Here is a 24,289-nt window from a genome sequence, read left to right as displayed (position 1 = left end):
ACATTCTATTTAAGGAGTAGAGTTATGACAGTAAATATTTTAAAAAATGATTCTCTAATTGGAGCTAATAAAAAAGGATACAACGATTCTGAGGAAGGGTTTTGGGATACAACTAAGGGAGTTGCTGGTGCAAATTGGCAATACGTATGTCACCATCCATACAAAACAGCCGCGACTTTTGTAGCAATTGCAGCAGCAATTTCGCTTACAGCAGCTTATTTCTTAAGTCCAGCTTATGCGGCTTTCGTTGGTACAGTTGGAATCAAAGCTGCAACACTCGTTAGTCCTGCTATTACTGCAGTATCTGCATTTTTAGTTGCTCATCCACTATTTGCTAGTTTGATAGTTGTTGCTGTGGTGGCAGCTTTAATAGCTGTACCTGTGCTTGCATATAAGAATAATAGTAAGGCAGATCAAATTAATAAAGTGGAAGAAGAGATTCTTAAGGTCTGTGAAAAAGACGGTGATAAGCCTAAGGTTAATGATGGTAAACTTAAAATAAATGGTGATGCATCAACGTTCTTGATTAACATTGCAAAAGTGGTTGAACTGGTACCAAAAGAAGCAGCAAAAACAGCACAATAAAGTAGCTTAAACAGAATAAAAAGGGATAGGTCTCTGTCCCTTTTTATAAACATTTTTTATTTTTTTGAAGTAATATCATCCAAAAATCTAGTAATTATAAAATAGCACTTATTAGTATAAATGTTAAGAATAAGTAAATCCCGTTTACTGTTTACGCCTATAGAAGTGAAAAGTATTTGCATATTATTAAAAAAGCGGTAACTTACTATCAAGTGAATTCGCTAAATTTGAGTAATTTAAATGTCTATTGATCTTAGTCTGCCGGAGTTACCTATATTACACCCAAGGATTACCGTTGTGGGAGTGGGTGGTGCTGGTGGAAATGCTGTGAATAACATGATCCAATCCAACTTGCAAGGAGTAAGTTTTGTTGTAGCAAACACTGATGCTCAAGCGCTGGAAAAGTCATTATGTGATAAAAAAATTCAGCTTGGCATTAATTTAACTAAGGGCCTTGGTGCTGGTGCTTTACCTGATGTTGGCAAAGGTGCAGCCGAAGAATCAATCGATGAAATTATGGAGCATATAAAAGATAGTCATATGCTTTTCATCACAGCAGGAATGGGTGGTGGCACTGGAACAGGTGCAGCACCGGTAATTGCAAAAGCAGCCAGAGAAGCAAGAGCTGCAGTTAAGGATAGAGCGCCAAAAGAAAAAAAGATATTGACTGTTGGAGTTGTAACTAAACCGTTCGGTTTTGAAGGTGTGCGCCGCATGCGCATTGCAGAGCTTGGGCTTGAAGAACTGCAAAAATACGTGGATACACTTATTGTCATTCCAAATCAGAATTTATTTAGAATTGCAAATGAAAAAACTACATTTTCTGATGCATTTAAACTTGCTGATAATGTTCTGCATATTGGCATCAGAGGCGTAACTGACTTGATGGTCATGCCAGGGCTTATTAATCTTGACTTCGCTGATATAGAAACAGTAATGAGCGAGATGGGCAAAGCGATGATCGGCACCGGAGAAGCAGAAGGAGAAGATAGAGCAATTAGTGCTGCGGAAGCTGCAATATCCAATCCATTGCTTGACAATGTATCAATGAAAGGTGCGCAAGGAATATTAATTAACATTACTGGTGGCGGAGATATGACTCTGTTTGAAGTTGATGCTGCAGCCAATAGAGTGCGTGAAGAAGTAGATGAAAATGCAAATATAATATTTGGTGCTACTTTTGATCAAGCGATGGAAGGAAGAGTTAGAGTTTCTGTTCTTGCAACTGGCATTGATGGTCGCAATAATAAATCAGAAACTTCACCTATAAGTCAGAGCGAAGACTCAGAGAAAGAGAAATTTAAGTGGCCCTATAGTCACAGTGAAAGTATGCAAGACAAAACACTGGAAACAAAACCAACTGAACAGGTAAGCGAAGGAGCTAAATGGGGCAGCAATGTTTATGATATACCGGCTTATTTAAGAAGAAAAAAATAATGCAACTTTGGCTACTCAAGTCAGAGCCAAGTGAATATTCATGGCAAAAAATGGAAAAGGAGCAGGTAGTTGAGTGGGATGGCGTGCGCAATTATCAAGCTCAAAATTACATGAAAATTATGAAAGTAAGCGATCTTGCGTTTTTTTATCATACAGGTAAAGAGAAAGCAATACTTGGAATCGTTGAAGTATTTAAAGAGTATTATCATGTTAATGATCACAAGTTCGGATTAGTGAATGTAAAGTTTTTGAAACCTTTAAATAACCAAGTAACGTTAAATAATATAAAACAAAACCCACTTTTGGAAAATATGGTTATATTAAAACAACCACGTTTATCAATTGCCCCAGTTTCGGAAATCGAATGGAATGAAATAATAAGCATGAGTGATGTGTAATACCCTGTCATCCCAGTGCTTGACACTGGAATCTGTAGTTCTCCTTTTATGGTCACGCACACAACTGTACAAATGTTGCGATTTGAAAGTAGTTTCTGCTAGGAAGGATAATAAAAACTGGATTCCAGTGTCAGCTACTTGCATGACACCCTTACTGGTGCGTTACTCATGTTAGAAGTAAATGTTCTTGATGAGAGATGGCGCAGCATTACAGATGATCCAGAGGGTTTTGTATTAAATATTATAAACACTTCTCTAAAAGAATTAAAAATAGATCACTATAAACCAAATATATCAATAGCTCTGGCTGATGATGACTTGCTACATCAACTTAATTTAAAATTTAGAGAAATGGATAAGCCAACTAACGTACTATCATTTCCGTGTGAACAATTGTCTAATGAGTGCGATTTAGGAGACATAGCAATTTCAATAGACACAATAAAAAGAGAATTGCATGAGTATTGTATACCCATTCTTGCTCACATTGCACACATGTTAGTGCATGGATTACTGCATTTACTTGGTTATGATCACAAAAAAAAAGATGAAGAAATTATAATGCAAAATCTAGAAAGAGAGATTTTAGCTTCGCTTGGCTACAATATGTGCGCGATTTAAAAGGAATTTAATAAAAATATAGTAGATGATAATAAAATATGTTATCTACAAAGGGTTTTAGCTATAAACAATAAAAGGTAAGTGATATGGTTCAGTTTTCTTTGCCAAAGAACTCTAAAGTTAATCAAAAAGGCAAAATTTATCCTATTCCTGCTAGAGCAAAAAACATCAGAAGATTTCAAATTTACCGTTGGTCTGCTGATGACGAGAAAAACCCTAGAATAGACACATTTTTTATTGATATGGGTAGTTGTGGCCCTATGGTACTTGATGCATTAATAAAAATAAAGGATGAAATAGATTCGACTTTAACTTTCAGACGTTCTTGTAGAGAAGGCATATGTGGATCTTGTGCCATGAATATTGACGGGACCAATACTCTTGCATGTACTAGATCTATACACGATATAAAAGGTGATGTAAAAATATATCCATTACCTCACATGTATGTGATAAAGGACCTAGTCTCGGACTTGAGCCAATTTTATGAGCAATACAAATCAATTAAACCTTGGTTACAAGCAGATAAGCCTGCCCTATCAAATAAAGAATACTCTCAATCTCCTGAAGATAGGAAAAAATTAGATGGCTTGTCCGACTGTATATTATGTGCTTGCTGTTCGACTGGTTGTCCAAGCTACTGGTGGAATAGTGATAAATTTTTAGGACCAGCAATACTATTACAAGCCTACAGATGGATTGCTGACAGCCGTGATAATAAGACAGGTGAAAGACTTGATGTTTTAAACGACCCATTCAAGTTGTATCGTTGTCATACAATAATGAATTGCACAAAAACTTGTCCTAAAGGACTTAATCCAGCAAGAGCAATAGCGAAAGTAAAACAGCTCATGGTAGGGAAAGAAGGAGTTTAAATATCATCTTTTGCATTCTTCGTAAGAGAACAGCAAACCTTCCGAAGCGTAGGGTATTGTTAATACCCTGAACGCTTTTCCATTCGTGAAATGCACCGTATCATCATACGATGCAAATAATTTTTTGAATAACTCATGTCTTTGGTTACTAATAGTTTGAAAATCCTCTTTTTCTAAAAGCTTTTTAGATTCGAAGAGGTAAAGCATAACTTCATGATAAGTTGGATAAGATGCCAAAAATTTTGGGTCAAATTGAAAGGTTTTTATGAAAGCATTATTATAAAATTTTAGCTTTTGATTCTTACTATATATTACTATAGCAACCGGCAACCTCTCAAGCAAATTTTTCTGTGTAGCTAAATAACTGTTTAATTCAGTATATAATTTCTCTGCATCACTAACATCTTTCCCATACATTACTATGCTACCAGAACCTTGTATTGGAATTTTAACAAAATCGATAACCTTAGGTTCGTTCTTGTAAGTTACGACATGCCTTCCTGGTTTTGTGCTATGAGCACTGCTGGTAATAGCAAATTTCTTAGAGCCATCTACATATTTATCATAAAACAAATTATAAAATTCTACCTTTCTATTCTTGTTATATTTTAGTATTGGAAATGGTAAAGAGTTGAAAACATTTTTATAGCTCTCCACTTCTTGTGTAAGCTTACTATTTTCTAGCTCAAGCCCGTGAGCTTTTATTTTACAGTCTGAGACATTCCTTATCCATAACAGCACACCAATCACATTGTTAGAATCATCTATTATGCTTCTACCATAACATATGCAATAAACCTCACTGTCTTTTGACTTTAAATCTAGAGTAAAAGATTTATTTATTTCCTTTGCCTCAGCAAAATTTTTAATTAAACTTTCTGATTGCTCAAAAAAATTCACAAACTCATTAAATGAGTAAAAAACAGTATTAAGCAAAATTAGTAAGTTGGGAGAGAACTTTTCTATACGCTTTTTTGCATCCCAAATATAAAACCCATCATTCACAGTATCAATTAAATTATTTATGATAACATTTTGATGTTGTAAGTTCTTAATCTTATTACTAATTTTTAATTTAGAATAAGAGAGAAAGAATAATATTAGAATCAATATTAAAACCACTTCATACAAAAAAAACATAGCACTTCTAAAACAGATGTAAAAACTTGTAACCGCTCAGAATTATGCTGAAGAGTTATATAAGTAAAGATTGCCTAACACCTGAAAGCCCAATCTCTTATAAAGGTTTACAGAAGGTTTCATACAATGTGCTACTATATATTTGCATTCAAGCTGCTTAGCTATCTTTATTCTTTCTAAAACCATTTGGGTACCTATTCCACGATTCCTGTAAATTGGTAAAACTCCATCACTATAAAAACCAGCTACACTGTCTTGAACATAAAGACCGCATGTCCCAATAATTTCACTATTTAGTGTTACAAGAAAGAATCTTAATCTTGAGTTTTTATCATCATAATTTGATAATCCACGAAAAAATGTGCTGACAATTCCAACGCCATGATAAAAAATTTTAGAAGTGTGTAAATCTAACTGTTCTAAGAGGTCGCTACCATTTACAGCATTTAACCTCAAGTTTGGAATAACATCAGCAGGTAAAAAGTAATTTTTCATATTAAGTAAAGCTTTTTTTGGTGTGCTAACGTGTTTTATTTCACACTTTTCTAAAATATCTCTTATTTTCATATGTGAATTTATTACCCATGTTGCTTCTATATCTCTTGTTCTGAGATAATCTAGAGTTTTTTGTATAGAAAGCTCGGTACATTGATCTCCACAGAACACAAAATTAAATAATGACTCCCTAGTACCATTTATTGTAAATGTAACATTATCAAATTCATCGTGTACTTCCCACTCAGATAAATTCGCTGTGTACAGTATATAATCCTTTAAATTTTGAACAATTAAGCTTGAATAATAAATTTTTTTATCCTGCATACATCAACAATAAACAATAAAAGGCTCCTATAAGAACACAGGCTAAAATTGCAGCTATAATGTCATCTAGCATAACGCCGAAAGGACCTTTGGTATTTTTATCGATCAAATTTATAGGCCACGTTTTTATTATATCAAAAAACCTAAAAGAAAAAAGCACAACAACAATGAAGAGCAATTCATCTCTTGGCTTAACAATATCGAAACTAAAAGTATTGTCAGCAATTGACCAACTACTTCGTCAATTACTACCTCTTTTGGATCACATGAAGTCTTGTAATGTTTTATATAATTGCCTATAGACCATAATCCAATCAAGAATAATAAAAAAATAATTGCTGCACCTAAAATTCTGTTACTCAGTATTACAGGAACAATTGGATAAGAAGCTAAGCTGCCTACAGTACCTGGCATTTTTTTTACTGTGCCAGACAGCCACCATGTTGATATCAATTTATATAAAAATTTCACAATATACCAAAGTACAAAACTAATTTACAAGAACAGAAATAGTATCCTCTATAGAGGCGCTTTCATACAATAATCTATAGATCGCTTCACATATAGGCATTTTAGCTCCTAACTTTTGTGTTAAATCAAAAGTAGACTTAACAGTACTGACACCTTCGATTAGCAACTTGCCTCCAATTAGGATTTGTTGAATATCATACTCCTCATGACTACTACCTAAATTGAATCCAAAAGATAGGTTTCTTGAATTTAAGGATGTGCATGTCATGACTAAATCACCTAAACATGAAGGCTCGAGCAAAGTATCTATATTGTTGTTACCAATTTTTGCTAAGTACAAAGTTTTAATTTCATTCATACTTTTTGTAATCAATGCTGCATGAGCATTAAACCCGAGTTTTCTACCAAAAATAATTCCACATGCTATAGCAAAAACATTTTTTAATGCTGCACAAATCTGTACTCCTATAATGTCGTTACTAAACTCCAACTTAACATTTTTTTGTTGCAGCTCTGATACTAGCTTTGAACCTAATGTGTTATTTTGGCACGCAAGAACCATTGAATAGGGCAATTTTTTTGCAACTTCTATAGCAAAACTGGGGCCTGAAAAAATAGCAATAGGATTGTTAGGTAAAACTTCATTTACTATTTCACTAGGTAATTTTAATGTAGACTTTTCTATTCCCTTACAAGCTAAAATTATTGCTACATCTTTTTTCAGATTACAATTACGCAATTGCTGACATACTTCCCTTAGAGACTGAGTGGGAACAGCGAGGATTGTTACTGAAACCTTAACTGCGTCTTCAATAGCTAATTTTACTGACACATTATCAGAAATTCGACAACCAGGTAGCTTGTCACTTTCTCTTTTCCCGTTGATTGATTCAAATGTAGTTTCATTGCGAGTCCACAAAATCACATCTTTCTTACTACTGAGTGAAATTGCGATTGCTGTACCCCATGCACCAGCACCTAAAATTGATATTGCCACACAATATTCCTGAAAGTATTACTTATACTTTAAAACAGTAGGATAAGTAAATTAAAAATATAACACAGACATATAGAATAGTTAAATATTTATTAACCAAAGTATTCTTTTAATAATAGTAACTTTAATTCAATATTTACTAAAAATATTATTACTACCATGGTATATCTATTATATTTTAGATCTATTTATATAACTTTGGAACAATATATTTACTATTAATTAATAAGTGTAATTTTGATCATTTGTTAATAAAAATTTGATTTATTACTTTCCTTAGTTATATATATTACTAAAATTATAAGTTATTTATGGGGTGTAAAATATGCGTATATTATTAATTGAAGATGATCAAGTAAGTGCAAAGACTGTGGTTAATGCCTTAACTTCTGATGGACACTTCTGTGACGTTGTTACTTCTGCACAAGATTATAACAATAATATGGTTTCCTCAAACGGAGATTACTATGACCTAGTTATTTTAGATATACACTTGCCTGGTGATATTGACGGATATGATATATTGTTAAGACTAAGAAGTGCAAAAATCAAAGTTCCTGTCTTAATACTTTCATGTATATCCGCTGTCAATCACAAAGCTAAAGGGCTTGGGTATGGTGCCGATGATTATTTAACCAAGCCATTTCATAAAAGCGAGTTATTAGCTCGAATTAAGGCCATAGTGCGTCGTACTAAAGGCCATCCTGAATCGGTGATAAAGATTGGTAATATAAATATCAATTTTGATCACAGGATTGTTGGGGTGAAAGGTAAAACGGTTCACCTTACTAATAAAGAGTATTCTATGATAGAATTGCTAGCACTGCGTAAAGGAACAGTACTAACAAAAGAAATGTTCTTAAATCATCTTTACAATGGCTTGGATGAACCTTCAGATAACAAGATAGTTGATGTTTTTATGTGCAAATTACGTAAGAAACTTGAAAGTGCAAATGATGGAAAAAGCCACATAGAAACCGTTTGGGGCAGAGGGTATGTTCTGAAAGAGTATATTGATGATGAAGAATATTCTAATGTTAATGTAGGTGAAAGTAGTGATGGCTATCAAGCAGAACAAGTGAAGGACAACGCATGAAATGCCTACACTTAAATATAGCATGGCTTATATCGCGCGTATCATGTGACGCCTAGGTGAAATATAAGCCAAGTTCTGTTTATGTAGCTATTTATCTGGAGTAAATGTTACCATTTACCTCATGCGATTTACCCGAGTAGATATGAGAAAAACATAAAATCTACTTCTATTTAATCTTGCTCCTAGTGTTGGTTACTCGACTACCAATGTTGCCATTGCCATGGTGTGCCCTTACCACACCTTTTCACCCTTACCTAAAATATTTTAGGCGGTAATTTTCTGTAGCCCTATAACTGGAGTTGCCTCCGGCGGGCGTTACCCGTCACTATTTTTCCTTGGAGCCCGGACTTTCCTCTGCTATGTTTATCACACAACAGCAGCTACTTATTTCACCTAGGAATTATACTTTAACATGAAAATCACAAAAGCAAAAGACAATTTCCTAACAGTCTACATATTAAAAACATTCAGACAAATAGCTAAAGGTGATATTCCGGCACATCATCGCTATCCCAAGATAAGCTTTTTTCACTTTTAGACTCCGCTTCAGTCAGTCAAGAGCTTGGTCCGCTGCTCGAAGACGATGAGCTACTTCTTGATCGACTACTATTTTCTACTGATATACTGTCTAGTACTGTTCCACTACCATAACTACTCATTCTATTGTTAGCGACAAAAATTTCTTCATCGCTATTGCCACTTGAAGATGATCGCCTTCTATCATTGAAATCAGTTAGTTCTAACACAGGAGCAGCATTACGACCCTTAACATATTTGTATGCTATGAATCCTATAATTCCGGCAATACTTATTATCACTCCAACCAAAGCCCCCCCCTATTACTCCTGCCCTATTAGACCCTATAGCAAGTTGAGTAGGCTGTGGTGAAGAAGTAGTTTGAGGAAGTAAAGTCGTGGTAAATATAGGAGTTGTTGACTCTAGACCTGCTGCGAATCAAGCGATAAAAAAAAGGAAAGGAGGGTGACTAAAATCAAGGTTAACTAAAAGGCGTGCTTAAGATTTACAATACCAGCAATAATATTGAACCTCAGGTTATATTTTTTCTGAAAATTGCGATAAACATTCGACATAATCTTAAATATCTTTATCTCTCGGATCTTGTTTTCTACTCTCATTCTAAATGATGCTAATCTTCTATTATGCTCTGGAGTTAATGGCTTTTTACGATACTTTTTATATGGAATTATAACATTGCTTTGCAATTTTTGCCAACCTTGATATCCAGAATCGGCATGTTTTATGCTATCAAGTGGTAAATATTTTTCTTGTTTCCTTATGCGGAAATCACTAATTCTACCACGGTATGACTTTGACACTGATAAAATTCTTCCTCCTTCTTCGATAATAATCTCAGTTTTCATAGTGTTGGTTCTTTTTTTTCCTGAATATGATTTCTTCCGTTTTTTACTATCTTCTGGTCTCTGTATTTGCTGTTCTGTAACATCAGCCAAAATCTTCAGTATTTTTTCTGGCGTCATACTTCTATCTTTTGTTATAGTCACTTTTTTGGCGAGTAATGGCTCTATTCTCTTAAGTAACCTACATACATTTGCGTTGTGTACATTGAATAGGCATCCTAAAAATCTATGTGTTATGTAAGTGCGATAGTACAAAATTACGCAAAACAACTTATCTTCCAGAGTTGGTAGTTTTGATCTTCTACCATGACACTTTTTCTGTTTTTCCCATCCAGACCTCACTTTTTCCACTACTTTTTCGAACTTCTCTATAGTTAAACCTGTTATATTACGAAAGTTTCTTGGGTATTTTTTCATATTATAGTAACTAAAGCTCATTTTTTTTCCTTACTTGATCTGCTTATTCTTCTTCTACCTCTCTCACATCATTTTTTCAATCACCTTTTTCAGCAGGTCTTTAGATAGTATGATACTGCAAAACGCTATTTCTCAAAAAACCAACAATTGCAATTATTAGCCCTTCAGATATAATCTGTTGAAATTTGCACGAGTTTCACGAATGACAGAAAAAGAAAAGCAGTTTAGTTTTATATCAGAAAACCTCAAGAAAGCAGAAAAGTTTATAGAGATGTATCCCAAAGGTAAAGAAGGAAGCGCTGTCATGCCTTTACTATACCTGGTTCAAGAGCAATGCGGATGGGTTTCTGAATCTGCTATGCGTTATGTTGCTGATATGCTGCATATTCCACATATTCGTGTATATGAAGTGGCAAATTTTTACACCCTGTATAATTTAAAACCAGTAGGCAAATATCTAATACAAATTTGTAGAACAACTCCTTGCTGGTTGTGCAATAGTGAAGAAGTTTTAAATACCTTTAAAAAAAAACTTGGAATCAATATCGGTGAGACTACTAAAGATAATTTGTTCACTTTAAAAGAAGTTGAATGCCTAGGTGCATGCGTTAATGCTCCCGTTGTGCAGATCAATAATGACTTCTATGAAAATCTCACTCCTGAGAAAGTAGAAAACATCATAACAGAACTTTCAGGCAAATAGATGAAAGAAGAATTTGCATTTAAGATAATCAAGCAATCAGGTTCTGCAAAAGTTGGAACAATTAAAACTCCAAATGGAAGCGTAGAAACACCAGCTTTTATATTCTGTGCAACAAAAGCTGCAATTAAAGCTGCAGATATCGAGAGAATTAGTGAAGCAGGTACTCAGATAATACTTTCCAACACCTATCACCTAATGCTTCAACCAGGAGAGAATACTGTTGCAAAACTTGGTGGTTTGCACAAGATGATGGGATGGAATGGGCCAATGCTAACTGACTCAGGTGGATATCAGATATTTAGCTTAGGGCACGGATCAGTTTCGGAAGAGATAAAAGGAATAAGAAAAAAACAAAAAACTCTGATCAAAATTAATGAGGATGGGGCAATTTTTCGTTCTTACATTAATGGTAAAACTTATTGCTTGACTCCTGAAAATTCTATACAAATTCAACAAAAACTAGGTGCAGATTTAATCTTAGTCTTAGATGAATGTACTCCATTTCACATAAGCAAAGAATACACAGCAAAATCAATGCTCATGAGCCACAAATGGGCTGAACGTTCTTTAAATGAATTTGAAAAAAACAATAATGGCAAGCAGGCACTGTATGGAATTAGTCAAGGCGGAGTATATCAAGATTTACGTAGAGAAAGTTGTAATTTTATTAACGATTTGCCATTTTTTGGTCAAGCAATAGGTGGGTCACTTGGTCAAAGTAAAGAGCAGATGCATGATGTAGTTTCTTTCACTATGGACCATCTGAAAAAAGATAGGCCTACTCATTTGCTTGGTATTGGTGGAATTGTGGACATCTTTCGCGGAGTTAGTCTTGGAATTGATACGTTTGATTGCGTGCATCCAACCCGTTTAGCAAGGCATGGTGGTGCGCTTATTAAAGTAAAAAATAGAGATTCTATTTCTTCAAAGTGCAAAGAGCATATTAATTTGCGAAATCAACAATTCGAACTGGACAATAACCCAATTGAAAGTGACTGCTTATGTTTTACCTGCAGAAAGCATTCAAGAGCTTATATACACCATTTACTGAAAGCTAAAGAGCTCCTGGCTTACACACTCGTTACCATTCATAACGTTTTCTTCATGAATAAGTTAATGGCATCTATAAGGCAGGCAATATTGGATGATAGGCTAGATCAAGAGAAAAATAATTGGATTAGTGAAATACCATTGCACTTTGATTTGGCCTCTCTTTAAGTCTTTTCTTTATGCCGTTGATTTTTACTTCTTGTTATATTTACTTTATTTATCACACTATTAATTAGAAAGGTTATAATAAATAATTAATCTACTAATGTTAGTCTCTACCCATATGATTTGTAAGGATTAGAGGTGAAGATATGGCTAAAGGAAATAATACCCTATTAATATTTGATTTTGATAACACTATCACTAATGGACACATGCATAATACTTTTTCTAGGTTAGGAAAAAGTGATTTTAATTCTGCTGCGGAAGGTGCAGTGACTGATCACAATATAAAAGATTTTCTAGAAAACACAGACGGAATAAAAAATGAAGAGGGGCTAAAGTCTGCACTGCAATCTGCGCTTTCAAGCAGAATGGAAGTTAATATTGCATCCTACACAGGATATTCAGATGCTGTGAGAAGGGTTGTAGAGAATCATTTGGGTTTATCTAAAGAACAAGCAGGCGGTATTTCTGTATTTGGTGGGTTTCCAGGAGATTATGATAATGAGCTTCCAAAAGATCTCAAAGAACAAAAAAATCAAGTTGGAAAAAATTTACACATCTGTAAGGCAATTGTGGAGTATAAGGATAAACATGGTGAGTTGCCAAAAACTGTCATGCTAGTTGATGATGATGTAAAAAATATTCAAAAGATTAATGAGTTTGTTGCATCAATGAGTAAAAGAGAGGAATGGCTTGAAAAAAATGGGCTGAGTATTGAAGAGATACAAAAAATCAAATTTGAAGGTGCGCGAGTGCCTAAAGAGGGTAAAAATGTTGGTTATCTAGAAAGAGTACAGGAGTTTGTCAATGCTAACTTAGTGCAAGAACCAATTTATGAAAATTTGAAGAAGGAAGAACCTATATACCAAAATCTTCAAGATATTCAGAGATCATTGTCTGAAACGGTACCAAAAGAACCTATATATCAGAACAATGAAAATCGACCACCATTGCCTCCTAAAAAAAGGAAATCAAGTGATGGTATGGTTGCTGATGGTGAGAATAAAAAACAAGATATTAAGGACATGTCATCATCCGAAACACAAGCAAACCCAACACACTCAAAACGTCATGCAATGATGCTTGACCCTCAGCAAATAGAATCTATACACCAGAATGCTGAAGAGTTATCACCAGGTAAAAAATACGCACATATTCAAATCGTTTCCTTAGCACAAGAATTCAAGGCAATCAAAGCTTTTTTTCAAGATTGTATTCGAGAGGTAATAAATGCTATTTGCAATTTATTTAGAAGAGAAGTGGCAACAAAAATTGAAGGGCAGGGCTATAATGTAAGTAGTAAGCAAAGAAGTAGTGAAATTACTGTCAAAGGAAGTAAGCCAATAGATGCTTCAAGAATAAACAAAGATATTATTGTCGAGTCCTTAGCTCAAATAATCGAGAAAAGAGAGAAAATCAAAGATCTTAACAATAATTATAAAGGTGATCAGCTAGAGCGAGAGATATCGAAATTATTGAACGCTGGTTCGCAAAAGGAAAATATAAACTCAAACTATAATGATGGAGAGTCTATATTTCAGACCGTTCAAGAAGCACGGAACTATCATCGGCAAAAGAAAGGTACAGACTCAAACCCTGTAAGCAAAAAACCACTTGCACCACCAGTACCTCCTAAAAATTATACGGAAAAAGTTACGCAAAATAGAAATAATAATATTATTGAAAGAGGAGGTCGAAGATTCGTATAATTTCTTGCATATCCGGTTCATGGCACATTGTTTCAACTTACACTTCTTTAATCACTGTGCTAAATTATATTGTAAAGCAGCCAAATCAATATAATAGAATGCGCTAAGCTTTAAGCATAGAAACCACTTTATCGTAACTTGGCAATGATTTAATTTCTCCAATTGCAGCTAGAGTGGTTTTTTCATGCTGAGATAACAATTCTTTTGCTGCTTTTTTTACGTTAGCAGTGGTAACTGCACTAATTTTTTCTATTAATTCATTTTTACTGATGTACCTATTATAGTTACCATAGTAGTGCCCCAATGTTTCAGCGCGTGAGCTAACACTTTCGCGTGACATTAAAATTTGGGATTTTATTCGCTCTTTCACTCTATTTACTTCTTCTTCCCTTAGATTATCTGTAGACAGCTTCTTCAACTCTGTCGTCATAGATTTTAAAAGCTTACCTAAATTACTACTATCTGTGCTAGCAAAAATGGAAAACATCCCTGTATCAGTGTAGCTGGAATTAAATGAATAAACAGAGTAAGCTAATCCCTGCTTTTCCCTTACTTTCTGGAACAGGCATGATGACATTCCGCTCCCTAATATAGAATCAAGCACTTGAAACGTGTGATATTTATCGTCATAACGAGAAACACTAGGTAGACCAATTAGCAAGTGTACCTGATCTAATTTACGATGTTCTAAATACTCACCACCAGTACAGCTCGCATTTTGGCTGTTTTTCAGCTTTTTAGAATGAATCTTTGAGAGAAAATCTTTGGTTAATGCAACAACTTCTTCATGTTCAACATTTCCTGCAACGGTAAATAGCATATTCTCGCCAAAGTAATGTTCATTTATGTAATTATCTAGATCTCCTCGAGTAAAAGATTTTACAGTATCTTGCGTGCCTAAGATTGACCTGCCAAAAGGTTGATCTTTATAAGCTGCCTCAAAATATTTATCGAAAACAATGTCACTTGGTGAATCATTAGTCTGAAAAATCTCTTGTATTACAACGCCCTTCTCACGTTCCAATTCATCTTCTGGAAACGTAGAATTTATCAATATATCTATTAGTATATCAATACCAGTTTTGATGTCTTTCTTGAGGACTTTTGCATAGTAGGTGGTACTTTCCCTACCGGTGCTGGCGTTGAAAACCCCACCTATGTCGTCAAAAGCTTTTGCAATTTCAAACGCAGTTCTTGTCTTCGTTCCTTTGAAAGCCATGTGTTCTAGAAAATGGGATATTCCATTTTGATTTGCACTTTCCGCTCTACTGCCAACACCAACTCGTATGCTTAAAGCTACGGAATCAACATCACGCACCTGCTCAGTTATTATGCGCAGACCATTATCTAATTTTGTTACCTGAGGTATATTCATCTTATGTATTCTTTTTTAAATTTTCTTCTGCAAAATCCCAATTAATCAAATGGTCAAGGAAAACTTTTATGTAGTCAATTCTACGATTTTGACAATCTAAATAATAGGCGTGTTCCCAGACATCCATAGTGAGTAGTGGCACTTGGCCATAAATTAATGGCAAATCTGCATTTGGAGTTTTGGTGATTTTGAGCTTTCCTTTTTCGAGCACTAACCATACCCATCCACTACCAAATTGGCTTACTCCATGATTGGCAAATTCCCCACAAAACTTATCAAAACCACCGATATCATCTTGAATTTTTTTTGCCAGAAAACCATCATCTTTAGGTTTACCACCACCACTCTTCTTCATTGAATTCCAATAAAAAGTGTGGTTCCAAACTTGCGCTGCGTTATTAAATATGGGAACTTTATCGCTATTACCATGCACTTTTGTTATTATTTCCTCAATTTTCACATGTTGATAATCTGTATTTTCAACCAGCTCGTTGAGTTTATTTAAATATCCTTTATGGTGCTTATCATAATGAAAATCTAAGGTTTTTGCAGATATGTAAGGCTCTAAAGCTGTTTTATCATATGGTAATTCAGGTAAAGTAAAACTCATGACAATCTCCTTATTTTTGACCTACTTGGATGGTAGGGCAATATATGCTTTTATGCAACATATAATTAACAGTTAAACATAGTGCACTTTTCTTGCCAACGTGTGGCGATGAAATCTAAGCCATAAGACCTGCTGCGAATCAAGCGATAAAAAAAAGGAAAGGAGGGTGACTAAAATCAAGGTTAACTAAAAGGCGTGCTTAAGATTTACAATACCAGCAATAATATTGAACCTCAGGTTATATTTTTTCTGAAAATTGCGATAAACATTCGACATAATCTTAAATATCTTTATCTCTCGGATCTTGTTTTCTACTCTCATTCTAAATGATGCTAATCTTCTATTATGCTCTGGAGTTAATGGCTTTTTACGATACTTTTTATATGGAATTATAACATTGCTTTGCAATTTTTGCCAACCTTGATATCCAGAATCGGCATGTTTTATGCTATCAAGTGGTAAATATTTTTCTTGTTTCCTTATGCGGAAATCACTAATTCTACCACGGTATGACTTTGACACTGATAAAATTCTTCCTCCTTCTTCGATAATAATCTCAGTTTTCATAGTGTTGGTTCTTTTTTTTCCTGAATATGATTTCTTCCGTTTTTTACTATCTTCTGGTCTCTGTATTTGCTGTTCTGTAACATCAGCCAAAATCTTCAGTATTTTTTCTGGCGTCATACTTCTATCTTTTGTTATAGTCACTTTTTTGGCGAGTAATGGCTCTATTCTCTTAAGTAACCTACATACATTTGCGTTGTGTACATTGAATAGGCATCCTAAAAATCTATGTGTTATGTAAGTGCGATAGTACAAAATTACGCAAAACAACTTATCTTCCAGAGTTGGTAGTTTTGATCTTCTACCATGACACTTTTTCTGTTTTTCCCATCCAGACCTCACTTTTTCCACTACTTTTTCGAACTTCTCTATAGTTAAACCTGTTATATTACGAAAGTTTCTTGGGTATTTTTTCATATTATAGTAACTAAAGCTCATTTTTTTTCCTTACTTGATCTGCTTATTCTTCTTCTACCTCTCTCACATCATTTTTTCAATCACCTTTTTCAGCAGGTCTATAGAAACCTAAAATTAAATGCAAAAAATAGCTTGACACCCTCTGCCAGCCCCCTTATCATGAAAGTGAAGCTATTTTATTTAACTTCGCAATCTCTGCAGCAGATTAAAATGACAAGAAAGCTTGTATTTGGCGTACTATTGTTTAATTTTTTGCACTATGTGCACCGTATGTCTTTATAAAATTTCTAGGTTTTTACCTACATAAGCTGAAACGCGCTTATAAAGCGTTCAAGACATCACCCAACGTCAAATTTTAAAATAGAGAGTGTAATAACTAGCTACCACGGGTTTTCTATGCCTTTTTTTTCTGCCTAGTAAATTTCTTAAATATTAAAGCTAAGGTTAGTTGCCGTTTAAAAGCAGCTAAATTGCAGCGTTTAAGACTTAAAAAACGCCAATACTGAAAATAGACAATGACTAGGGCTTCTTTTGCCTTTTTTTTGTTTGGTGAATTTCTTAAATATTTATGGCTAAAGTAATTTAGGCCTACCGACAACCGTCATCCCGCTACGTGTTAGCGCCGCGGCGGTATAGCTATAGCTAACCAAAATAAGGTTTCCTCAAAGGAGTGTAAAAAGGTATAATACTGCTTTAATTAAGGTAAAATGATGCCAAAGTGAGGATCTGAGGGAACGAGTTTTAAAAGTGGTTGAGGAGAAAAAAATGACTATGGAAGAAGTAGGCAAGATGTTCAAAATTGATAGAAAAACTATATACTGGTGGAGGAAAAGAAGAGAAGAAACAGGAAGTATAAAACCGTCTTCAGGCTACCAAAAGGGACATAGTCATAAAATTAAAGACTTAGATGGCTTTGTCAAATTTCTGGATGAAAACCGAGATATTACGGTTAAGAAAATAATTGAAAAATTTGGCAACATGTGTAAAGACACAGTCTACAATTATCTTAAAAAAGTAAACTATACATATAAAAAAAACTTTTCTTTATCAGGAAAGGAATGAGGAAAAACGCAAGGAGTTCATAAAAAAAATAGAAGGAATAGAAAAAGAAAACTTGATATTCATAGATGAGTCTGGAGTAGAAGACAACAGATTTTATGAATATGGGTGGTCTCAAAAAGGCAAGAGGTTATTTGCCGATAAACCAGGGTTTAAAAGAAAGAGGGTAAGCATAATAGGAGCCCTAAATGAAGGAAAAGAAAGCACCCTGGGTAATTGAGGGCTACTGCAACAGCGAGATTTTTGATGCTTATGTAGAAAATATACTTGTTCCTATATTAAAACCTGGGCAGACTATTGTTCTCGATAATGCAAGCTTTCATAAATCTGCAAGAACGAAAAATTTGATAGAAAATGTTGGGTGTAAAATTTTGTTCTTGCCGGCATACTCACCGGATTTAAATCCGATTGAGAAGTTCTGGTTTGCTATTAAGCATATCATAAGAAAAGTGCTGCCAAGCTTTTGGCCCAATATTAATTCGGCTATTGATTTTGTCTTTCAGCGCTCGGGGAAATCTTACTTTGGTTAGCTATAGAAGGCATAATAAACTCTGACCCTGATTTGAAGGAAAAAATCAAAACGAATATTTTCAAAACAGTGCTAAACTTAGGCTGCTATGACAAGAACAGTTGATGTATTACTACCACTTCCAATTGATCAGTTATTTTCATATGCAATTGAGGAAAATACTGAAGTTTCCGTTGGAGATTACATAGTGGTGCCATTTGGCAAAAAACGCTTAATAGGGATAGTTTGGAAATATAGTGACAAGAGCGATCGGAAATTAAAATTTGTTGAGCAAAAAATCGATTTACCAAATATTAGACCAAGATTGATTGCATTTGCAGAGTGGGTTGCGCAGTATAACTTAATACCTATTGGTATGCTTGCAAAAGTGATAATGGGAGGAGTATTAAAAGTAAACCACATAGACAAATTGGTTTGTGCTAAGCAGAAGCAGGAAATAAGTGAAATAAGTTGCCAATTAAACCCTGAACAGCAGATAGCTAGCGATAAAATAATAAGCAGCTTGAATGAGTATTCAGTAACTTTACTTGACGGTGAGACAGGATCTGGAAAAACGGAAGTTTATCTCTCTGTGATTGCACAATTGATTAAGAATTACACTGCCGTTCCAAATGCTGCTCAGACTTTACCATCCCAGTGCCCAGAGACACAACTGTACGAACATTGTGATTTGGGTCTACCAAGAGGATGTCATCCCAGTGCCCAGACACTGGGATCCAGTTTTTCATATAACCTCATTACAAATGTTTATTTTAACTTAAAACCAATACCTAATTTACAATCAAAATTCCTGGATTCCAGTGTCAAGCACTGGAATGACACCTTTATACTCAAGGCAAAACCCACTGTAACATTTAGCATACCGTCTTTGCCACGTACTAGTATGACACCAGAATATGTTGAAATGACACCAGGAGAGGGTAATGCACAAATTTTAATCCTCCTACCTGAAATTGTTTTAACTTCACAATTGGTAAATCGTGTTCGCGGTCAGATATCAAAAAACCTAGTTGAATGGCACTCAGGGCTCACTCCAAAAACTCGCCGGAATAATTGGCTCAATATAGCAAGTGGAAATGCGCAGATAATTATTGGTGCACGGTCAGCACTTTTTTTGCCTTATAAAAACCTAAAATTGATTATCATTGATGAAGAGCACGACTCATCTTTTAAACAAGAACAGGGAATTATATATAATGCTCGAGATATGGCAATAATCTTGGCCAAAATTGAAAACATTCCAGTAATTTTATCGTCAGCAACTCCACTGCTTGAAACGATTCATCATGTTAAAAGCGGGAATTACAATCATGTAAAGCTAACCAAGCGATTCGGTGGTGCAGAATTGCCACTCATTAAAGTAGTGGATATGAGGAACAACAAGCAATGGATCTCCTCTGAGCTTTTTGAAGGTATAAAAAGAACCATAGAGAAAAAACAGCAGGTTATGCTTTTTCTAAACCGCAGAGGGTATGCACAACTGGCAGTTTGTAAAAAGTGTGGATATAAAATTTCCTGCTTAAATTGTGCTATTTGGCTTACATATCACAAGAAAAAAAATGCTCTTTTGTGCCATCATTGCTCTTATCAATTAAAACTCCCAGAAAAATGTTCTAATTGCCAAAGTGAACAGCCATTGTCCCTCTACGGCATAGGAATTGAAAGGTTACTTGAAGAAATGGTGAAATTAATACCAAACGCAAAAACTGCGATGATAAGTAGCGATCAGAAGTCGGTTAGTAACGTAATTGACTTGGTACTGAAAGAAGAGGTGAACATTATAATCGGCACACAAATAATTGCTAAGGGGCACAATTTTCCTAAATTAACTTTGGTTGGAGTAATAAATGCAGATTTGAGCCTCGAAAATTCTGATTTAAGAGCAGCGGAAAAGACGTATCAATTATTGCACCAAGTTGCAGGCAGGTCAGGAAGGTTCAATGAAAAAGGAATGGTAATAGTGCAAACCAATAATCCTGAAAGTTCAATAATAAAAGCATTGCTACATCAAAAAAGGGACTCATTTTATGAAATTGAACTTAAGTCAAGACGTGAAGCCAAAATGCCACCATTTAGCAGATTAATAGCGCTTATAATTTGTGGTAAGAATCAGATTGCGACACAAAAAGCAGCGAATGAAATAGTAAAATCTCTTCTCCGTCATCCAAGTAGCTCAACTACTTGCATCCAGGAAAAAAATGTAGGTGTAGACAAAAAGGAATTTGAAATTCTTGGTCCATCACCAGCAGCAATAAATTTCTTAAATAATAAGTATCGGTATAGGGTGTTGCTAAAAATACACAATAAGCACAGTCTATCTATACAAAAAAAGCTGAAATATTGGATTAAAAATTGTAACTTGAATTCGAGTATTGCAGTGATAATAGATGTTGATCCTGTGAGTTTCTTTTAACGAGTTTATTGTATCAGTTAAGCCTTCTTGCCAATTACCACAACATTCTCACTGGGAAAAAAATAATCAGGTACAACCATATTTTTTGGTGCAGGCCCCCCAATTACTCGGCCTGATGTATCATAATATGAACCGTGGCAAGGACAGAACCAACCATTACCATCTCTTGTAGCATGGTCAACCGGTACACACCCAAGATGTGTACATATTCCGATCATGATTAACCATTCATCTTTTCCTTCACGTACTCTCTGTTCATCTGACTCAGGGTCTCTCAAGTTCTTTACATTCACAGCTCTTGCAACCTCAATTTCTTGCTTTGTGCGTCTACGAATGAATACTGGTTTACCTTGCCACTTTACTTTTACTCCGCGTCCTTCCTGGATTCCAGACAAATTCACCTCCACTGTGGAAGTTGCTAGAACTTCAGCAGAAGGATTCATAGACTTAACCAGTGGCCAAAGTCCACTTGCAGCTCCTATACCCGCCATAGCGCATGTAGTTAATGTTATAAAATCTCTCCTACCCTTATTTTTAGTAAGATCTTTAACGGGAGGTGTTTTTTTATCCTCTTTGTTTGCCAGTGGTTTTTTATTTTTAGTTAAATTTTTATCCATTGATCTCTACTTAGCCATAAGTATATATTTTAAATTAAATACTGCGTATTAATCAACAAAAACTTGCGCTTTTTGTTTAACCTATACTACGGTTAAGAAGCGATAGAGTTTTCAACTTCAAAAATACTATCTTCAGTGGAATCAGGATCTTCAATTTTCGCTACTGACACCACTTTTTCTCTACTTTCTGTTTTAAACAGAGTGACTCCTTGAGTGCTGCGTCCTGCAATTCTAATCTCATTGACCGAAATGCGAATTAACTTTCCTTTATCTGTAATAAGCATTATATTATCACCCTGCTCAACTGGAAAACTAGCAACAACATTACCGTTTCTGCTAGTAGTAAGAATATTGGTGATACCAACACCACCCCTGTTAGTTACTCTATACTCATACGCAGAAGTTCTTTTACCAAAGCCATTTTCAGTAATAGTTAATATAAACTCCTCATTCACTGCAAGTTTTAAGAATAATTCGTTATCTATTCCTAAATCATTCAAAGTCTTTTCCAATTTAGAATCAATGGAGTTATTAATTGCAGTCCCCAGTCTTTTTGCAAGTGGAACTTTTAAGTAAAGTTCTTTTGTTTCTGTTGCTACACCTATCCCATTTAATATGGTCATGGATATCACGCTGTCATTCTTTACAAGTTTGATACCTCTTACGCCATCTGAATTGCGACTCTTAAATTGACGCACATCACTTACAACAAATCTGATACTTTTTCCAAGCGTTGTTGAAAGTAAAACATGGTCAATTTCATTACATACCTTAACCGATACTAATTTGTCTCCTTCATCGAGCTTTATTGCTATTTTTCCATTGCTTGGAATATAGTGAAAGTCCGCTAAGGAGTTACGCCTTATGTTTCCATAGGCAGTAGCAAAAACTATGTTTTGATTTTCATCATTTTCACTTGGTAACGGCATGATATTAGTTATAGTTTCACCATCGCTAAGCGGAAATATGTTAACAAGCGCTCTTCCACGTGCAGTTGGTTCTGCAAGAGGCAACTTATAAACCTTTAATCTATAGACTCGGCCAATATTAGAAAAGAATAAGAGGCTAGTGTGGGTATTCCCAACAAACAATTTTGTGGTTACATCCTCTTCTTTTAATCCTTGTCCTAGCTTTCCTTTTCCACCACGACGCTGAGTTCTATAATGAGAAAGCTTCACACGCTTGATATAACCATTCATAGTTACGGTTATCACCATATCCTCTTGTGGAATTAGATCTTCAGCTTCAATGTCCGTATCTGATTCCTCTATTGCAGTCTTTCGTGGTACGGCAAATCTGTTCTTTATTTCTTGTAAATTGTTTTTTATTTCTTTCATCAACTTCTCTTCTGAGCCAAGAAAAGCGATATATTCTTTTATCAGGTTGATCATTGAACTTAGCTCAGCTTCTAATTTGTCTTTTTCAAGGCCTGTTAAACGCTGCAGTTTCATATCAAGGATAGCCTTAATTTGTAGCTCAGTTAATCTATACACTCCATCTTTCAAAAAGCTTGCGCTATCTGAAATCAACTCGATAATAGTGTTGATTTCATTCGAAGTTTTCCATTCTTTATTTAAAAGTTCTCTACTTGCTTCCGCAGGATCTTTTGCACCGCGGATGATTTTTATCACTTCATCTATGCTGAGGACCGCAATGTAGAGCCCTATATATATATGAGCTTTTTCCCTCGTTTTTCTTAGACGAAATTCTGTTCTTCGAATTAGTACTTCTTTTCTAAAATCAACAAAAGCAGCTATGATTTCTTTTAACGACATCAAAGCAGGCCTGTTGTTGTTGAGGACTAAAGTGTTAACACTAAAACTACTTCTTAGTGGAGTTAGTCCCAATATTTGATTAAGTATAAAACTTGCTTCAGCATTTCTTCTGAGGTCAATTACTACTCTAATACCAGACTTATCAGACTCATCCCTAATTTCTGTTATGCCATCAATTCTTTTTTCTTTTACAAGCTCACCTATCTTCTCAATTAATTTTACTTTATTTACCTGGTAAGGTATTTCATCAATCACTATTGCTTGCCTATCTTGTGGCAGGTCTTCCATGTGAGTCTTGCCTTGCACAACAATTGATCCACGACCCGTTGCAAATGCTGATCTTATTCCAGACCTTCCAAGAATCGTTCCCCCAGTTGGGAAATCCGGCCCTGGCATCACTTCAAGTAACTCATCCAAAGTAACTTCAGGATTATCTATATATAACATACAAGCATCTATTATTTCTCCAAGGTTGTGAGAAGGAATATTGGTTGCCATACCAACTGCAACACCGCTTGCACCATTTACCAATAGATTCGGAAATTCTGCAGGCAGTACAACAGGCTCTGTTTCATTTCCATCATAGTTTGGCCTAAAATCAACTGTATCTTCGTCAATATCATTTAGTAAAAAGTGTGACACCTTCTGAAGCCTTGCTTCTGTGTATCGCATCGAAGCGGGTGGATCTCCATCTATCGAACCAAAGTTACCTTGTCCATCAACAAGTGGTAAAAGAAGAGAGAAATCTTGGGCCATTCTAACCAAGGAATCGTAAATAGCTGCATCACCATGTGGGTGATATTTCCCCATTACATCCCCTACTATACGAGCCGCCTTTTTATATGGCTTACCAGCATCGTATCCAGCCCTTGACATTGCATATAATATGCGCCTATGAACAGGTTTAAATCCATCTCGCACGTCAGGTATAGCCCGGCTTATGATAACGCTCATTGCGTAGGAGAGATAAGAATCTTCCAGCTCTTTTACTATTGAGATTGGTACTATATTATCCTGCATTTTCTATATTTTGATTGAAGTAATTAATAATATTAACATTCAGTT

Annotated in this window: 23 protein-coding genes, 1 other RNA gene and 1 pseudogene; 13 read left to right on the top strand and 12 right to left on the bottom strand. The window is 35.0% G+C overall.

What is annotated here, in order from left to right:
- Positions 1–24: 24 nt before the first annotated feature.
- The 5 genes from MWH06_01515 to MWH06_01495 all read left to right on the top strand — a co-directional run bounded on the left by MWH06_01515 (position 25) and on the right by MWH06_01495 (position 3,916).
- Positions 25–585, top strand: coding sequence for a hypothetical protein (locus tag MWH06_01515; GenBank protein ID UPA55354.1), 561 nt, complete (start codon positions 25–27; stop codon positions 583–585).
- Positions 586–825: 240 nt separating this feature from the next.
- Positions 826–2,022 carry a cell division protein FtsZ gene (gene ftsZ / locus MWH06_01510; protein ID UPA55353.1) on the top strand — a complete coding sequence of 399 codons (1,197 nt, stop codon included), beginning with the start codon at positions 826–828 and terminating at the stop codon, positions 2,020–2,022.
- Positions 2,022–2,420 (top strand): EVE domain-containing protein, encoded by a 399-nt coding sequence (locus MWH06_01505; protein UPA55352.1) that lies wholly within the window; start codon positions 2,022–2,024, stop codon positions 2,418–2,420. Before ftsZ ends, MWH06_01505 begins: the two co-directional genes overlap by 1 nt.
- Positions 2,421–2,588: 168 nt before the next feature.
- Positions 2,589–3,041, top strand: a complete 453-nt coding sequence (gene ybeY, locus MWH06_01500) for an rRNA maturation RNase YbeY (GenBank protein UPA55351.1) — start codon at positions 2,589–2,591, stop codon at positions 3,039–3,041.
- An 86-nt stretch (positions 3,042–3,127) separates the two neighbouring features.
- Entirely contained in the window at positions 3,128–3,916 is a 789-nt protein-coding gene (locus tag MWH06_01495) for a succinate dehydrogenase iron-sulfur subunit (protein ID UPA55350.1), read from the top strand.
- Between the two features lie 3 nt (positions 3,917–3,919).
- On the opposite strand, the gene MWH06_01490 is transcribed toward MWH06_01495, so the two are convergent.
- From MWH06_01490 to MWH06_01475, 4 genes and pseudogenes are all read right to left on the bottom strand, one after another.
- On the bottom strand, positions 3,920–5,056 hold the full coding sequence (locus tag MWH06_01490; protein ID UPA55349.1) for a hypothetical protein: 1,137 nt from the start codon (positions 5,054–5,056) through the stop codon (positions 3,920–3,922).
- A gap of 42 nt (positions 5,057–5,098) precedes the next feature.
- Positions 5,099–5,878 (bottom strand): GNAT family N-acetyltransferase, encoded by a 780-nt coding sequence (locus tag MWH06_01485; GenBank protein ID UPA55348.1) that lies wholly within the window; start codon positions 5,876–5,878, stop codon positions 5,099–5,101.
- An 82-nt stretch (positions 5,879–5,960) separates the two neighbouring features.
- Positions 5,961–6,292: pseudogene (locus MWH06_01480) on the bottom strand (phosphatidylglycerophosphatase A).
- A gap of 76 nt (positions 6,293–6,368) precedes the next feature.
- Entirely contained in the window at positions 6,369–7,346 is a 978-nt protein-coding gene (locus MWH06_01475; protein ID UPA55347.1) for an NAD(P)H-dependent glycerol-3-phosphate dehydrogenase, read from the bottom strand.
- Positions 7,347–7,671: 325 nt separating this feature from the next.
- Here MWH06_01475 and MWH06_01470 point away from each other — a divergent pair, with 325 nt between their 5' ends.
- Complete coding sequence (locus tag MWH06_01470) at positions 7,672–8,442, top strand: response regulator transcription factor (protein ID UPA55346.1); 771 nt, start codon at positions 7,672–7,674, stop codon at positions 8,440–8,442.
- 48 nt (positions 8,443–8,490) lie between these two features.
- Here the strand turns inward: MWH06_01470 and rnpB are convergent.
- The 3 genes from rnpB to MWH06_01455 form a co-directional block, all read right to left on the bottom strand.
- An RNA gene (gene rnpB, locus MWH06_01465) (RNase P RNA component class A) lies at positions 8,491–8,839 on the bottom strand.
- 157 nt (positions 8,840–8,996) lie between these two features.
- Complete coding sequence (locus tag MWH06_01460; GenBank protein UPA55345.1) at positions 8,997–9,269, bottom strand: hypothetical protein; 273 nt, start codon at positions 9,267–9,269, stop codon at positions 8,997–8,999.
- A 174-nt stretch (positions 9,270–9,443) separates the two neighbouring features.
- Positions 9,444–10,259 carry a transposase gene (locus MWH06_01455; protein ID UPA55344.1) on the bottom strand — a complete coding sequence of 272 codons (816 nt, stop codon included), beginning with the start codon at positions 10,257–10,259 and terminating at the stop codon, positions 9,444–9,446.
- Positions 10,260–10,440: 181 nt separating this feature from the next.
- Here MWH06_01455 and nuoE point away from each other — a divergent pair, with 181 nt between their 5' ends.
- The 3 genes from nuoE to MWH06_01440 all read left to right on the top strand — a co-directional run bounded on the left by nuoE (position 10,441) and on the right by MWH06_01440 (position 13,865).
- Entirely contained in the window at positions 10,441–10,941 is a 501-nt protein-coding gene (nuoE, locus tag MWH06_01450) for an NADH-quinone oxidoreductase subunit NuoE (GenBank protein UPA55343.1), read from the top strand.
- Positions 10,942–12,159, top strand: coding sequence for a tRNA guanosine(34) transglycosylase Tgt (gene tgt / locus MWH06_01445; GenBank protein ID UPA55342.1), 1,218 nt, complete (start codon positions 10,942–10,944; stop codon positions 12,157–12,159).
- A gap of 143 nt (positions 12,160–12,302) precedes the next feature.
- Positions 12,303–13,865, top strand: coding sequence for a hypothetical protein (locus MWH06_01440; GenBank protein UPA55341.1), 1,563 nt, complete (start codon positions 12,303–12,305; stop codon positions 13,863–13,865).
- A gap of 103 nt (positions 13,866–13,968) precedes the next feature.
- Here the strand turns inward: MWH06_01440 and MWH06_01435 are convergent, their stop codons facing one another.
- The 3 genes from MWH06_01435 to MWH06_01425 all read right to left on the bottom strand — a co-directional run bounded on the left by MWH06_01435 (position 13,969) and on the right by MWH06_01425 (position 16,852).
- Complete coding sequence (locus MWH06_01435; GenBank protein UPA55340.1) at positions 13,969–15,240, bottom strand: insulinase family protein; 1,272 nt, start codon at positions 15,238–15,240, stop codon at positions 13,969–13,971.
- Position 15,241: 1 nt separating this feature from the next.
- Entirely contained in the window at positions 15,242–15,850 is a 609-nt protein-coding gene (locus MWH06_01430) for a superoxide dismutase (protein UPA55339.1), read from the bottom strand.
- Between the two features lie 186 nt (positions 15,851–16,036).
- Positions 16,037–16,852, bottom strand: coding sequence for a transposase (locus tag MWH06_01425; GenBank protein UPA55338.1), 816 nt, complete (start codon positions 16,850–16,852; stop codon positions 16,037–16,039).
- Positions 16,853–17,578: 726 nt separating this feature from the next.
- Between MWH06_01425 and MWH06_01420 the strand changes: the two genes are divergently transcribed.
- From MWH06_01420 to priA, 4 genes are all read left to right on the top strand, one after another.
- A complete protein-coding gene (locus MWH06_01420; protein UPA55337.1) occupies positions 17,579–17,893 on the top strand; it encodes an IS630 transposase-related protein in 315 nt (104 codons plus the stop codon).
- A 52-nt stretch (positions 17,894–17,945) separates the two neighbouring features.
- Positions 17,946–18,110, top strand: a complete 165-nt coding sequence (locus tag MWH06_01415) for a transposase (GenBank protein UPA55336.1) — start codon at positions 17,946–17,948, stop codon at positions 18,108–18,110.
- Positions 18,079–18,420, top strand: coding sequence for a transposase (locus MWH06_01410; GenBank protein UPA55335.1), 342 nt, complete (start codon positions 18,079–18,081; stop codon positions 18,418–18,420). Before MWH06_01415 ends, MWH06_01410 begins: the two co-directional genes overlap by 32 nt.
- A gap of 87 nt (positions 18,421–18,507) precedes the next feature.
- Positions 18,508–20,832, top strand: coding sequence for a primosomal protein N' (gene priA / locus MWH06_01405; protein UPA55334.1), 2,325 nt, complete (start codon positions 18,508–18,510; stop codon positions 20,830–20,832).
- 17 nt (positions 20,833–20,849) lie between these two features.
- Here the strand turns inward: priA and petA are convergent, their stop codons facing one another.
- Positions 20,850–21,449: a ubiquinol-cytochrome c reductase iron-sulfur subunit gene (gene petA, locus MWH06_01400; protein UPA55333.1), complete on the bottom strand. Its 600-nt coding sequence runs from the start codon at positions 21,447–21,449 to the stop codon at positions 20,850–20,852.
- A gap of 92 nt (positions 21,450–21,541) precedes the next feature.
- Positions 21,542–24,244: a DNA gyrase subunit A gene (gyrA, locus tag MWH06_01395; protein ID UPA55332.1), complete on the bottom strand. Its 2,703-nt coding sequence runs from the start codon at positions 24,242–24,244 to the stop codon at positions 21,542–21,544.
- Between the last annotated feature and the right edge of the window lie 45 nt (positions 24,245–24,289).

The organism is Wolbachia pipientis (assembly GCA_023052945.1).
In the GTDB taxonomy this organism is placed as follows: Bacteria; Pseudomonadota; Alphaproteobacteria; order Rickettsiales; family Anaplasmataceae; genus Wolbachia.
Note: the sequence above shows the minus strand (reverse complement) of the source record. Positions and strands in the feature narration are given on the sequence as shown.

Excerpts from the sequence above, each read along its gene's own strand:
- MWH06_01515 (UPA55354.1), top strand. The coding sequence starts at position 25 with ATGACAGTAAATATTTTAAAAAATGATTCTCTAATTGGAGCTAATAAA.
- ftsZ (UPA55353.1), top strand. The coding sequence starts at position 826 with ATGTCTATTGATCTTAGTCTGCCGGAGTTACCTATATTACACCCAAGG.
- MWH06_01505 (UPA55352.1), top strand. The coding sequence starts at position 2,022 with ATGCAACTTTGGCTACTCAAGTCAGAGCCAAGTGAATATTCATGGCAA.
- ybeY (UPA55351.1), top strand. The coding sequence starts at position 2,589 with ATGTTAGAAGTAAATGTTCTTGATGAGAGATGGCGCAGCATTACAGAT.
- MWH06_01495 (UPA55350.1), top strand. The coding sequence starts at position 3,128 with ATGGTTCAGTTTTCTTTGCCAAAGAACTCTAAAGTTAATCAAAAAGGC.
- MWH06_01490 (UPA55349.1), bottom strand. The coding sequence starts at position 5,056 with ATGTTTTTTTTGTATGAAGTGGTTTTAATATTGATTCTAATATTATTC.
- MWH06_01485 (UPA55348.1), bottom strand. The coding sequence starts at position 5,878 with ATGCAGGATAAAAAAATTTATTATTCAAGCTTAATTGTTCAAAATTTA.
- MWH06_01470 (UPA55346.1), top strand. The coding sequence starts at position 7,672 with ATGCGTATATTATTAATTGAAGATGATCAAGTAAGTGCAAAGACTGTG.
- MWH06_01455 (UPA55344.1), bottom strand. The coding sequence starts at position 10,259 with ATGAGCTTTAGTTACTATAATATGAAAAAATACCCAAGAAACTTTCGT.
- nuoE (UPA55343.1), top strand. The coding sequence starts at position 10,441 with ATGACAGAAAAAGAAAAGCAGTTTAGTTTTATATCAGAAAACCTCAAG.
- tgt (UPA55342.1), top strand. The coding sequence starts at position 10,942 with ATGAAAGAAGAATTTGCATTTAAGATAATCAAGCAATCAGGTTCTGCA.
- MWH06_01440 (UPA55341.1), top strand. The coding sequence starts at position 12,303 with ATGGCTAAAGGAAATAATACCCTATTAATATTTGATTTTGATAACACT.
- MWH06_01435 (UPA55340.1), bottom strand. The coding sequence starts at position 15,240 with ATGAATATACCTCAGGTAACAAAATTAGATAATGGTCTGCGCATAATA.
- MWH06_01430 (UPA55339.1), bottom strand. The coding sequence starts at position 15,850 with ATGAGTTTTACTTTACCTGAATTACCATATGATAAAACAGCTTTAGAG.
- MWH06_01425 (UPA55338.1), bottom strand. The coding sequence starts at position 16,852 with ATGAGCTTTAGTTACTATAATATGAAAAAATACCCAAGAAACTTTCGT.
- MWH06_01410 (UPA55335.1), top strand. The coding sequence starts at position 18,079 with ATGAAGGAAAAGAAAGCACCCTGGGTAATTGAGGGCTACTGCAACAGC.
- priA (UPA55334.1), top strand. The coding sequence starts at position 18,508 with ATGACAAGAACAGTTGATGTATTACTACCACTTCCAATTGATCAGTTA.
- petA (UPA55333.1), bottom strand. The coding sequence starts at position 21,449 with ATGGATAAAAATTTAACTAAAAATAAAAAACCACTGGCAAACAAAGAG.
- gyrA (UPA55332.1), bottom strand. The coding sequence starts at position 24,244 with ATGCAGGATAATATAGTACCAATCTCAATAGTAAAAGAGCTGGAAGAT.